At 38.7% G+C, this 13,121-nt stretch carries 12 protein-coding genes and 1 riboswitch; of the genes, 11 read left to right on the top strand and 1 reads right to left on the bottom strand.

Annotated elements, in window-relative coordinates:
• Positions 1-13 precede the first annotated feature (13 nt).
• The 10 genes from V4T18_RS12355 to V4T18_RS12310 all read left to right on the top strand — a co-directional run bounded on the left by V4T18_RS12355 (position 14) and on the right by V4T18_RS12310 (position 11,613).
• Positions 14-2,380, top strand: a complete 2,367-nt coding sequence (locus tag V4T18_RS12355; RefSeq protein WP_332649797.1) for an endonuclease MutS2 — start codon at positions 14-16, stop codon at positions 2,378-2,380.
• A gap of 14 nt (positions 2,381-2,394) precedes the next feature.
• Positions 2,395-2,808, top strand: a complete 414-nt coding sequence (locus V4T18_RS12350) for a DUF350 domain-containing protein (RefSeq protein WP_332649796.1) — start codon at positions 2,395-2,397, stop codon at positions 2,806-2,808.
• 372 nt (positions 2,809-3,180) lie between these two features.
• Positions 3,181-4,875: an AMP-binding protein gene (locus V4T18_RS12345; protein ID WP_332649794.1), complete on the top strand. Its 1,695-nt coding sequence runs from the start codon at positions 3,181-3,183 to the stop codon at positions 4,873-4,875.
• A 100-nt stretch (positions 4,876-4,975) separates the two neighbouring features.
• A complete protein-coding gene (locus V4T18_RS12340; RefSeq protein ID WP_332649792.1) occupies positions 4,976-5,557 on the top strand; it encodes a TetR/AcrR family transcriptional regulator in 582 nt (193 codons plus the stop codon).
• A 15-nt stretch (positions 5,558-5,572) separates the two neighbouring features.
• Positions 5,573-6,346: an enoyl-CoA hydratase gene (locus V4T18_RS12335; RefSeq protein WP_332649790.1), complete on the top strand. Its 774-nt coding sequence runs from the start codon at positions 5,573-5,575 to the stop codon at positions 6,344-6,346.
• A gap of 24 nt (positions 6,347-6,370) precedes the next feature.
• Positions 6,371-7,144, top strand: coding sequence for an electron transfer flavoprotein subunit beta/FixA family protein (locus tag V4T18_RS12330; RefSeq protein ID WP_332649788.1), 774 nt, complete (start codon positions 6,371-6,373; stop codon positions 7,142-7,144).
• A 32-nt stretch (positions 7,145-7,176) separates the two neighbouring features.
• The gene (locus V4T18_RS12325) at positions 7,177-8,154 is read left to right on the top strand and encodes an electron transfer flavoprotein subunit alpha/FixB family protein (RefSeq protein ID WP_332649787.1); all 978 of its coding nucleotides are present in this window, start codon (positions 7,177-7,179) and stop codon (positions 8,152-8,154) included.
• A 476-nt stretch (positions 8,155-8,630) separates the two neighbouring features.
• Positions 8,631-8,945: a thioredoxin gene (trxA, locus tag V4T18_RS12320; RefSeq protein ID WP_332649786.1), complete on the top strand. Its 315-nt coding sequence runs from the start codon at positions 8,631-8,633 to the stop codon at positions 8,943-8,945.
• A gap of 106 nt (positions 8,946-9,051) precedes the next feature.
• On the top strand, positions 9,052-10,842 hold the full coding sequence (gene uvrC, locus V4T18_RS12315) for an excinuclease ABC subunit UvrC (RefSeq protein WP_332649784.1): 1,791 nt from the start codon (positions 9,052-9,054) through the stop codon (positions 10,840-10,842).
• Between the two features lie 32 nt (positions 10,843-10,874).
• Positions 10,875-11,053: riboswitch (Lysine riboswitch) on the top strand.
• Positions 11,054-11,133: 80 nt separating this feature from the next.
• Complete coding sequence (locus V4T18_RS12310) at positions 11,134-11,613, top strand: ACT domain-containing protein (RefSeq protein WP_332649782.1); 480 nt, start codon at positions 11,134-11,136, stop codon at positions 11,611-11,613.
• Between the two features lie 175 nt (positions 11,614-11,788).
• On the opposite strand, the gene V4T18_RS12305 is transcribed toward V4T18_RS12310, so the two are convergent.
• On the bottom strand, positions 11,789-12,211 hold the full coding sequence (locus tag V4T18_RS12305) for a YslB family protein (RefSeq protein ID WP_332649780.1): 423 nt from the start codon (positions 12,209-12,211) through the stop codon (positions 11,789-11,791).
• A 271-nt stretch (positions 12,212-12,482) separates the two neighbouring features.
• Between V4T18_RS12305 and V4T18_RS12300 the strand changes: the two genes are divergently transcribed.
• A complete protein-coding gene (locus V4T18_RS12300) occupies positions 12,483-13,100 on the top strand; it encodes a succinate dehydrogenase cytochrome b558 subunit (protein ID WP_332649778.1) in 618 nt (205 codons plus the stop codon).
• The last annotated feature ends 21 nt before the right edge of the window (positions 13,101-13,121 follow it).

Genomic DNA, 13,121 nt, shown 5'->3' with positions numbered 1-13,121 from the left:
GGAGGTGTATTCTATGATCGAAAAACGAGCATTGAAAACACTAGAATTTGATAAGGTTCGTCTGCAGGTAGCAGGCTTTTGTACGTCTTCTATTGGGAAAATAGCAATTGAGGAGCTTGTTCCTGAAACAGAGTTAAATACTGTAATTGATTTACTCGAGGAAATGGATGAGGGGCTATCTATTTTACGAGTGAAAGGCAATGTACCAATGGGTGGGATCTTTGATATTCGCCCTCATGCGAAACGTGCACAAATTGGCGGTATGCTGTCGCCTATGGAATTAATGGAAATATCGAGTACGATCCGAGCTAGCCGTATTCTACGCAATTTTATTGAGGATATAGAGGCGGAGGAAGCAATCGAAATTCCTCATTTTATCGATCGCAAGGAGCAATTGCCTGTCTTAACCCCGCTGCAGCATGAAATTAACGATTGCATCGATGAGAACGGAGGAGTGCTTGATTCAGCAAGTACAGCACTTCGGTCGATTCGCCAATCGCTACGTGCAGAGGAGGCGAAAGTTCGCCAAAAGCTAGAAAGCCTAATACGTGGCTCGAATGCCGCGAAAATGCTCTCGGATGCCATTATTACGATTCGTAACGATCGGTTTGTTATTCCGGTTAAACAAGAGTATCGCGGCCATTATGGTGGCATTGTTCACGACCAATCGTCATCAGGTCAAACGCTATTTATTGAACCAGATGCTGTTGTGCAGGCAAATAATGAAGTCCAACGGTTAAAGGTAAAGGAACAGGCTGAAATAGAACGAATTCTTCTCGAGCTTTCTGTGAAAGTGCAAGAGGTAGCACATGATTTATTTGTTCTTGTTGGCTTATTAGGCGAAATCGATGTTATTTTAGCAAAAGCAAAATATGGACAAGCCAATAAATGTACAATGCCAAAAATGAACAACGAGGGCTATACACGACTAGTTCGAGCCCGCCATCCACTGTTATCAATAGAAGAAGCTGTTCCGAACACGATTGAATTTGGACGTGAAATTACAGCGATTGTGATTACCGGACCAAATACAGGTGGTAAAACGGTCACATTAAAAACGGTTGGCCTATGTACTTTAATGGCACAGGCTGGTTTGCCAGTACCTGCGCTTGATGGCTCTGAGCTGGCCGTCTTCCAGCAAATTTTTGCTGATATTGGGGATGAGCAGTCGATCGAGCAATCGTTATCTACCTTCTCCTCACATATGGTGAATATTGTTGATATATTAGCAAAATTTGATGAGGGGTCACTTGTGCTATTTGATGAGCTTGGCGCTGGAACAGATCCTCAGGAAGGAGCAGCTCTTGCCATCTCAATATTAGATGAAGTTGTTGGTCGTGGTGCACGTGTGATGGCAACAACACATTATCCTGAGCTCAAGGCTTATGGCTACAATCGCCCGAGTGTTGTGAATGCAAGTGTAGAATTTGATGTCGAGACATTAAGTCCAACGTATCGTTTACTAATTGGTGTACCTGGACGCTCTAATGCATTTGAAATTTCAAAGCGTTTAGGACTCTCCTCAAGTATTATTGATCAAGCGAAATCCTTTACAGGAACAGACCGTCATGAGGTAGAATCCATGATTGCGTCACTTGAGGAAAGTCGTTTACGATCTGAAAAAGAGGCAGACGAGGCACATGCTCTACTTCAAGAGGCACAAGCGTTACGTGCTGGGCTTGAAGAGCGTTTACGAGCGTATGAGGACAAAAAAGAGCAGTTAGAGAAAAAAGCAAAGGACAAAGCGCGCAAAATTGTTGACGAAGCAAAGCGAGAGTCAGAAAAAATTATTGCGGAGCTTCGTGAAATGCGTAAAAATGCAAGCCAGGCGGTTAAGGAGCATGAGCTAATTGATGCGAAAAAGCGTTTGGATGAAGCCGCACCGAAAGAAAATAAAGTACTGCAAAAGGCAGTTGCCCAGCGTGAACGTGCCCAAAATTTAAAGGTGGGCGATGAAGTAAAGGTATTAAGCTATGGACAAAAAGGAACAATTCTTGAAAAAGTGAGTGCGCATGAATGGGTTGTTGGAATCGGGATACTAAAAATGAAGCTTGAAGAGTCCGATCTGCAATATATCAAGCCAGAAAAAGAGCCTGTTACACGAACGATGGCGAATGTTAAAAATCGTAACAGCCATGTGAAGCTGGAGCTCGATTTACGTGGTGAGCGCTATGAGGATGCTCTTCTTCGTACAGAAAAGTATTTAGATGATGCATTATTAGCAAATTATCCTCGTGTTTCAATTATTCATGGTAAGGGTACTGGTGCACTACGCCAAGGAATTCAATCATTTTTAAAAGGCCATAAGCGAGTAAAATCCTTCCGTTACGGGGAAGCCGGTGAAGGTGGATTTGGTGTCACTGTAGTAGAATTGAAATAAAAGGGGAGAAAACGATGCTAGGTTCAACATTTTGGCAACACCCTCTAGTTGAAACAGCAGGATATTTCAGTGTCGTCATTCTATGTTTAATCGTTTCGATGGTAGTATTTGAAATTGTTACGAAATATAAGAATTGGGAAGAAATTAAAAATGGGAATGTATCGGTCGCTTTAGCAACTGGCGGAAAAATATTGGGGGTATGCAATATTTTCCGCTATTCTATTGAACAGCATACATCACTAACTGAAATGCTTGCGTGGGGATCTTTTGGATTTGTCTTACTTATTTTTGCATATATACTATTTGAATTTTTAACTCCACGATTTAAGGTGGATGAAGAAATTGAAATGGATAATCGTTCAGTAGGATTAATTTCGTTTACGATTTCAGTAGGATTATCCTTCGTTATCGGGGCAAGTATTTCGTAGGAGAGATAAAATGGAAAAGTTATCGAAAATATTAATTGTCGTTTGTATTCTTTTTTTTGTGATCGGTGTATATTACTTGATGACAGGACGTATATTTTTTTAAAGATAGCATAATAAAAAACTAGTAGGTGAAAAATCATCTGCTAGTTTTTTTGTTACATTAAAATAATAAATTGCTGCAATAAATTTAGATATCTATAAATGACTCTATAATGAATAGTTATTCATTTTATAATGAATTGAAGAAAAAACGGTCATATTCGAGCGAAAATAGAAATAAATTGTAAAAAATGTTTGAAACTGATTTCTTTTTCTATTATAATTATTAAATAATTAGAATATTTAAAAGTTTGAAGTGGAGGGGCGAGAATAATGACAGAAAAAGTTTGGTTGCAAAAGTATCCAGAGGAGATTCCTCATACATTGGAGTTTCCAAGTATTCCAGTGCAGCAATTTTTAACAGATGCATTTAAATCAGACCCAAATAAAGTAGCAATTCATTTTATGGGCAAAGATATGACGTACAAAGAACTGTACGATTCCTCATTAAAATTTGCCAATTATTTGCGTAAGTTAGGTATAGAGAAGGGAGACCGTGTAGCTATTATGCTACCAAACTGTCCTCAATCTGTAATTGCCTACTATGGTACTTTATATGCTGGAGGAATCGTTGTTCAAACAAATCCACTTTACACCGAACGAGAGCTACAATATCAAATGGCTGATTCTGGCGCCAAAGTTATACTAGTAATGGATATTTTATATCCACGTGTCATGAAAGTGCTAAATGAAACGAAAATTGAAAACGTCATTGTTACTGGTATTAAAGATTATTTACCGTTCCCAAAAAACTTAGTTTATCCATTTATTCAAAAGAAGCAATATGGCTTTAGTGTAAAAGTAGAGCATAGTGGGATAAATCATTTGTTCACAGAAATCATCCGTTCAGCGCCATTGAAGGAGATAGATGTACCGTTTGATTTTGAAGAGGATATTGCCCTATTACAATATACAGGTGGTACAACAGGCTTCCCGAAAGGTGTTATGCTAACGCATAAAAATTTAATTGCAAACTCCATGATGTGTGATGCTTGGATGTACAAATGTGAAGATGGTAAAGAGTCGATTCTTGGTATGTTACCATTTTTCCATGTATACGGGATGACAACCGTTCTTGTTTTATCTATTATGAAAAGAGGGCGCATGATTCTGCTGCCAAAATTTGATGTAGAGCAGGCTCTAAAAGCGATTGATAAACAAAAGCCTACGTTGTTTCCTGGCGCACCAACAATGTACATTGGTTTATTAAATCATCCAGACCTCGCAAAATACGATCTATCCTCTATTAAAGCATGCTTAAGTGGATCTGCTCCACTACCAGTTGAGGTACAGGAAAAATTTGAAGAAATTACAGGTGGAAAACTTGTTGAAGGCTACGGCTTAACAGAAACTTCACCAGTCACTCATTCAAACTTTATTTGGGATGAACGCATAATAGGCTCGATCGGTGTACCTTGGCCAAATACGGATGCAGTGATTTTACGTTCAGGTGAATCTGAACCTCTTGCTATAGGAGAAATAGGTGAAATCGCGATTAAGGGGCCGCAAGTGATGAAGGGCTACTGGAATCGACCAGAAGACACAGCTATGACATTTTTTGATGGCTGGTTCCTAACAGGGGATTTAGGCTATATGGACGAAAATGGTTACTTTTATGTAGTGGATCGTAAAAAAGATATGATTATTGCAGGAGGCTTTAATATCTATCCTCGTGAAGTAGAAGAAGTATTATACGAGCATGATGCAATTCAGGAATGTGTTGTTGCGGGGATTCCAGATCCTTATCGTGGTGAAACAGTTAAAGCATATATTGTATTAAAAGAAGGACATACAGCAACAGAAAGTGAATTAAATGCTTATTGTCGTCAAAGTTTAGCCTCTTATAAAGTACCGAGGTTTTATGAATTCCGAGATGAGCTGCCAAAAACAGCTGTAGGAAAAATTTTGCGCCGTACACTAATCGATGAAGAAAAAGCGAAAATGTCTAATAGTGAGAAAGAAGCGTAATAACCTAAGTAATCTATTGACAGAAACGTGAACAAAATATAATATAAAAACATGAATGAATAGTCATTCATGTTTTTATATTTTTTTGGTGGTGAACAACGTGAAACGAAATAAACCCAAATATAAACAGATTATCGATGCTGCTGTCGTTGCAATAGCTGAAAATGGGTATCATCAGGCACAAGTATCGAAAATCGCAAAGCAGGCTGGTGTCGCTGACGGAACAATCTATTTATACTTTAAAAACAAGGAAGATATATTAATTTCAGTTTTTCAAGAAAAAATGGCCGTTTTTGTGGACAATTTACAGGAAATAATAAAAAATGGAAATAGCTCATCTGAAAAACTTTGTCAGATGATCGAAAACCATTTTCAAGTATTATCTAAAGATCGACATTTAGCGACCGTTACCCAATTAGAACTTAGGCAATCAAATAAGGAAATTAGATTGAAAATTAACGCTATTCTAAAAGAATATTTGAAGCTGTTAGATGAAATTCTAATTGAGGGAATGCTTTCAGGTGAATTTAACCCAACAATGGATGTTCGACTTGCCCGTCAAATGGTATTCGGTACAGTCGATGAAATTACGACTTCTTGGGTAATGAATGAATATCGTTATGATTTAGTCGAGTTAACACCGAAAGTGCAACAGCAACTGCTAAATGGGTTAAAAGCTTAAGGGGAGAGTGGGAGAATGGAGTTTCTTAGTTGGAAAGTTGAAGAAGGTGTAGCTGTAGTTACAATTCAGCGCCCACCAGCAAATGCCTTATCACGAGGGATGATTGCAGAAGTAAGTGCACTATTAGATGCCGTAGAGCATGATGAAGCTGTTCGTGTAATAGTCCTTCACGGTGAAGGTCGATTCTTCTCAGCAGGAGCGGATATTAAAGAGTTTACTGAAGTTTCTACAGGTGAAGAGTTTGCTAGATTAGCTAAAAATGGGCAGGACGTATTTGAACGTTTGGAAACGTTCTCAAAACCTGTACTTGCAGCTATTCATGGTGCTGCACTCGGTGGAGGATTAGAGCTTGCAATGAGCTGTCATATGCGCTTTGTAACTGAAAATGCTAAGCTTGGTTTACCAGAGCTTCAGCTAGGTCTTATTCCTGGCTTTGCAGGTACACAACGTTTACCACGTTATGTAGGGGTTGCAAAAGCAGCAGAAATGATGTTTACTAGCGATCCTATATCAGGTAAGGAAGCCGTGCAATGGGGCTTAGCGAATCGTGCCTATAACGATGAAGAGCTCCTACCTAAAACATTAGAAATCGCAAAAAAAATGGCAAAGAAAAGTCCAGTTGCATTAAAAGCAGCCATACATATGCTGCAATATTCTAAGCCAGCATCCTTCTATGAAGGTGTGGCGGCAGAGGCGGAAAGCTTCGGATCTGTATTCGTATCAGAGGATGCAAAAGAAGGTATTAGAGCATTTATCGAAAAACGTGAGCCAGTCTTTAAAGGTAAATAAATCAGCTTTCAGGAGGTCAGTAAAATGAATATTTTTGTATTAGTAAAGCGTACGTTTGACACAGAAGAGAAGATTGTTGTATCAAATGGAAAAATTCAAGAAGATGGTGCTGAATTCATCATCAACCCTTATGATGAATATGCAATTGAAGAAGCGATTCAAAAACGTGATGCGCATGGCGGTAAAGTAACAGTAGTTACAATCGGCGGCGAGGATGCTGAAAAGCAATTGCGTACAGCATTAGCTATGGGGGCAGATGAAGCAGTATTAATTAATACAGAAGATGATTTAGATGAACTAGACCAATATTCGGCATCATTTATTTTAGCCCAATATTTAAAGGATAAAGAAGCAGATTTAATCCTAGCTGGTAACGTTGCAATCGATGGTGGATCGGGTCAAGTTGGTCCACGATTAGCAGACCTACTAGGCATTAACTACGTAACGACTATTACTTCTCTTGAAATCGATGGAGAAACAGTGAAGATCGTTCGTGATATTGAAGGGGATTCAGAAGTGCTTGAAACTTCATTACCGCTTCTAGTAACGGCTCAGCAAGGGTTAAACGAACCACGCTACCCTTCTTTACCAGGAATTATGAAGGCGAAGAAAAAGCCGTTAGAAGAGCTAGAGCTTGATGATTTAGATATCGACGAGGACGATGTTGAGGTAAAGGTAGAAACAGTTGAAATCTACTTACCACCACAAAAAGCAGCTGGTCGTGTATTAGAAGGTGAGTTAGCTGACCAAGTAAAAGAGTTAGTCAACCTACTTCACTCAGAAGCAAAAGTAATCTAAAACAAACGAAGACGGTAATGGAGGGTTAATCTATGTCAAAAAAAGTGTTAGTATTAGCTGAAGTTCGTGAAGGAAGCCTACGTAACGTTTCATTTGAAGCAATCGCTGCTGGTAAACTAATTGCTGATGGTGGCGAGGTAGTAGGTGTATTAATTGGTGACGGTATTGCAGGTGTGGCAAGCGAATTAATCGGATACGGTGCAGACCGCGTTGTAACAGTGGAGCATCCACATTTAAAATCCTATACATCTGATGGCTTTAGTCAAGCATTTATGGCTGTTGTTGAGAGTGAAAACCCAGAAGGAATCGTATTCGGTCATACAGCTTTAGGAAAAGATTTATCACCGAAAATTGCTTCTAAATTACAATCAGGCTTAATTTCTGATGTAACAGAAATTGAAGGTGCTGGTGACTCGGCAATTTTCATTCGTCCAATCTATTCTGGTAAGGCGTTTGAAAAAGTAAAAGTTAAAGATGGTATTGTATTTGTGACAATTCGTCCGAATAATATTGCTCCTCTTGCAAAGGACGGGGGTCGTTCAGGTGATGTTGCTGCAATCTCAGTAGATATCACAAATTTACGTACAATTATTAAAGAGGTTGTACGTAAGTCAACAGACGGTGTAGACCTTTCTGAAGCGAAAGTAGTTGTAGCTGGTGGTCGTGGTGTGAAGTCTGAAGAAGGCTTCGAGCCATTAAAAGAGCTTGCTAATTTACTAGGTGGTGCAGTAGGTGCTTCTCGTGGTGCATGTGATGCAGAATACTGTGATTACTCACTACAAATCGGCCAAACAGGTAAAGTTGTTACACCAGACCTATATATTGCAGCAGGTATTTCAGGTGCCATTCAACATTTAGCTGGTATGTCAAACTCTAAAGTGATCGTAGCGATTAATAAAGATCCAGAAGCAAACATCTTTAAAGTAGCTGATTACGGTATTGTTGGCGACCTATTCGAGGTTATTCCAATGCTAATCGAAGAATTCAAAGCGTTAAAAGTAAATGCATAATATTCAAAACCGTCTCTAATAAGAGGCGGTTTTTCTTATGGGTAGGAGTTTCGTGCCTTGCAACAGTCAACGGCTATACTAACAAAAGCATTTCACTATAACTAAGGGGTTGATTTCCGTTGTGCCAGAGGACAACAGATGTTTTGTGTAGCGAAAGCGAAGCGTCAGCTACACGACGTTGGTCACGAATGGATAATTAATGAGGATCAACATTTAGAAAAATGTTTTACTCAGAATTATTTTTGGCAAAGTACACGTAACGTAGAGCGGCGAGTGTAACTGGCGGCTACGCCTTTCACAAAAGAGCAAATTAAATTGTAAAGGAAATCAACATTCACTAATCCAATTATAATGTAATTTTTTCATAATAAGACCTCATTTCCTTATAATTAACACACCGTGAGCATAATAATACTCAATCCAAATGTTATCATGCTATACTACAATCAGATGTTAGTTTAAGGAGGCTATTTATTATGGCAATTGTACAAGGTACTGATTCAAACTTCCAACAAGAAATCGCAAACGGCGTTGTTCTTGTAGACTTCTGGGCTGCATGGTGCGGACCATGTAAAATGATTGCTCCAGTTCTTGAAGAGGTGGATGCAGCAATCGGAAACGACGTAAAAATCGTAAAAGTTGATGTTGATAATAACCAAGGCACAGCAGCCGAGTATCAAATCATGTCTATTCCATCATTACTTTTATTCGTTGATGGTGAGCTAAAGGCAAAAACAGCTGGCTTCATGCCAAAAGAAGCGTTAATCGATTTCATTAACGATAACAAATAATTTTAACAGGGACCGAGTACAGTCAGTGTGCTCGGTTTTTTAATTCGTATTTTTTCGCTTGACCACTATATAATAGCACTATAGGACAAAAATTTTAGGTGATAGGATGAACAACACTATAAAAAATAAGTTATCAATTTTACCGGATGAGCCCGGCTGTTATTTAATGAAGGATCGTCAAGGAACAATTATTTATGTTGGGAAGGCGAAAGTTTTAAAAAATCGTGTGCGCTCTTATTTTACAGGCAGTCATAATGGGAAAACGGCAAGGCTTGTTAGTGAAATTGAGGACTTTGAGTATATCGTAACTTCTAGTAATTTAGAGGCCCTCATATTAGAGTTAAACTTAATCAAGCTGCATGATCCGAAATATAACGTTATGCTAACTGACGATAAAACGTATCCGTATATTAAAATAACAAATGAAAAGTATCCTCGTATATTAACGACTCGGAAAGTGAAAAAGGATAAGGCACGATATTTTGGACCGTATCCAAATGTTTTTGCAGCGAATGAAACGAGAAAGCTGCTTGACCGCCTATATCCATTACGAAAGTGTGCGAAGCTCCCGAACCAAGTGTGCTTATACTATCATCTTGGGCAATGCTTAGCGCCCTGTGTAAAGGATATTGAAAAGGAAATATTCGACGATATGATAGAAGACATTGTTAAATTTTTAAACGGCGGCTATGAGGACGTAAAGCACGATTTAGAGGCAAAAATGCTAGAGGCAGCTGAGAAGCTTGAGTTTGAACGAGCAAAGGAGTTCCGTGATCAAATTAACCATATTGAAACGGTCATGCAAAAGCAAAAAATTGTAACGGGAGACCTATCCAATCGAGACGTTTTTGGCTATGCAGTAGACAAGGGCTGGATGTGTGTACAAGTGTTTTTTGTCCGCCAAGGTAAGCTAATTGAGCGAGATGTATCCATTTTCCCAATTTACCAGGATCCAGACGAGGAATTTTTAACCTTTGTCGGACGCTTTTACGAGTCACCACAGCATATAAAGCCAAAAGAGGTTTTAATTCCAGCAACCGTTGATGAAGCACTATTGGAAAAGCTACTTCATGTGCAGGTAAGGATTCCAAAGCGTGGCTCAAAGAAAGAGCTCGTTGAAATGGCAATTAAAAATGCCCGGATTGCAATTCATGAAAAATTCCAGTTAATCGAGCGTCAGGAAGAGAGAACAGTGGGGGCTTGTGAAGCGTTAGGAGAGGCATTAAATATCGCAGTACCACTTCGTATAGAAGCCTTTGATAATAGCCATATGCACGGCGCGGATCCGGTTTCTGCAATGGTCGTGTTTATAGATGGTAAGCCTGCCAAAAAAGAGTATAGAAAATATAAAACTCGAGAGGCAGCCAAGCACGATGATTATGGTGCAATGCAGGAAGTGGTTAGAAGACGCTATTCACGAGTGCTCCGTGAAAATTTGCCGCTGCCAGATTTAATTATTATCGATGGTGGTAAAGGCCAAATGGAGGTTGCACGTGAAGTGATAGAAGATGAGCTTGGTTTATATATTCCGATTGCTGGCTTAGCAAAGGACGCTAAGCATAAAACATCACAATTACTTTTCGGAGATCCTCCCGCACCGATTGAAATGAAACGCACTAGTGATGGATTTTATTTGTTACAACGAATTCAGGATGAGGTCCATCGTTTTGCCATCACTTTTTTACGTCAGCAGCAGCAAACAAATGCGATTACATCGGTACTTGATGAAATTGAAGGTATTGGACCTAAACGGAAACAACAGCTTCTTAAGCATTTCGGCTCCGTGAAGAAAATTAGAGAAGCATCCATCGAACAATTACTAGAGGCAGGTATCCCAAATAAACTGGCTCTTTCGATTTATGGCTATTTTCAGAAAGAAACGTTGAAAAACGACTAGCATTATGCTATCTTTACAATAATAATTCAATATTTTTAGATAGAGGCGCGGGCTTCAAGAGTACAATTTGTGAGGGGGAACAACTCCTATGACCATATTGGAAAGGGGAAACCGCCGAAGTGAACGACAGCTTGTTCCTGTCCTTTGCTGGTTTTACGTTTAAGAAATGTAGAACTGTCAGAATGATGTATTCTGGAGAGCTATCTCGACAACTAATTTTAGATTCGTTTTTGAGGCGGCTTTTCACATGTGTGAGAAGCTGCCTTTTTTTTCTTAAAGGGGAGTGTTGAAATGAAACGGGAATCAAGTGTGCAAAGTGTTCAGTATGAATCAGATATTATTCAAATTACGGTAGGATACAATAATTTTAAAGAGGCATTAGTAGAAGAAATTTTTAACGAGCTTACTAGACAAGGGATCGATGTAGATAGTGGTGTTGAAAAGAATATAGACGGTGAAAATTCTAAGATTTCATTTTCAATCGCCAAGGAAGCATTCCCTGAGGCTCTTCGTGTGCTAGAGGCAACTAAAGCATCGCTAGGCTTTAGTTTTGCAGATTTTGAAGTTGGCTTAGCGAAGATCACAATACTAGGGACAGAAACTATTTCAATGCCCGATGTTACGAGCTCCATTTTTACCCGTCTTGAAAAGGAAGAGATTCTAGTGAAAACAGCTTCAGGATCGGACGATCAAATATCGGTAGTCGTTGCTCAAGAGGATATGATGAAAGCTGCAAACGCTTTATATGATGAATTAAATATAAGTGTGTAGTGGCCGTGTATAGGCCATAATTGTAAATCTTCGGGGCAAAAAATAAGTCGTCTGAGTCAGTTTAAAACTAATCAGACGACTATATCCTTTGTAAGAATCTATGAATGTTTTAGAATGTAAAATTACGATACATTGTTGAAGATAGTGATTTATTAATTAATTACGATTTACACGTTTATTTTGCGAGAATTCTCTCTTTTAAATCCCATTTTACAGTGAATGAAACTTTGTTTTGTTTACCGTTCACTTCATCATAGCATTCTGTTAAAAAGCCATTTAGTTTTTGAGTTTGCTCTGCCAAAAAACCTGCTTCAAGTCTAAAACAACGCTGATTTGTTTTTAGTATATTTTGGTCAGTCTCTAATACGTAAATTGCACTATCCTTCTGTTCCTTTTCTAACGATAAGGATCCCCAGCCGGCTTGTTCAAAAAAAGAATTTGCTTCTTCTATAGAAAATAACGGAAACTTGCGAGCTAGCTCTTTCCCAGCCCAGTATAATACATCATTTTCATGTTTACCCAGTATGGAAGAAAGGACATGATCCCGAATAATTTCATAGCCGAATATTGGAATCGCTTTCATCTTATCTTCATTCATTCTATTAACCTCTTTCTAGAATTTTCTTATTTTTTAGATTTATTCCCATATGGAATGACACGTTTTAGAAAAAACGTGTTTTAAGCAGCGAAAATGTACGTTTTTAGTGGTCCTTAAATAATCCTCAGTGCCTTGACGCTTGTACTTCTTGAGAGTACAATGGACATGTCATAATATTGTACCATGATGAAATATGCAGTCAATCACCTAACGGTTACAAAGTATTGACAAAGAGAAAAGCATATTTTAAGTACTAAGGGGGGTAACAATCTTGTCGAAAGATCGTGAGTTTTTATGGCGCCGCTTACATTCTTTACTTGGTGTAATTCCAGTAGGTTTGTTCTTGGTGTTCCACTTATCACTGAACTTCACTGCAGTTGGTGGTGAAGAAGCTTACAATAATGCTACAGGAATGATGGAATTAGTTCCTCACTCATTATTGTTACTAATGGAATGGGTAATTATTTATATACCATTAATGTTCCATGCATTTTACGGAATCTACATTGCATTTACTGCAACGCACAACACACAGCGCTTCGGTACTTTCCGTAACTGGATGTTCCGTCTACAACGTATGACTGGGATTTTCCTAGTTATCTTCGTAGCATGGCACATTTTCCAAACGCGTGTTCAAAAGGCGCTTGGAGCTGAAGTTAACTTTGATATGATGGCTGAAATTGTAGATAATCCTGGATTCTTAATTTTCTATATCGTAGGTATCTTATCTGCAACATTCCACTTAGCAAACGGTTTATGGTCGTTCTTAGTAAGCTGGGGTATTACTCAGTCAAAACAATCACAAAAAATTGCTACATATATTACAATGGCATTCTTCGTAGTGCTTTCGATTGTCGGCGTAGCAGCAATTTTAGCGTTCGTAGTATAAACAAGTTGCAATTAATTAGTG

The sequence above is a fragment of the Lysinibacillus sp. 54212 genome (assembly GCF_036662795.1).
Taxonomy (GTDB): Bacteria; Bacillota; Bacilli; order Bacillales_A; family Planococcaceae; genus Lysinibacillus_B.
The sequence above is the reverse complement of the archived record's forward strand: the minus strand, read 5'-3'. Positions and strand labels throughout refer to the sequence as shown.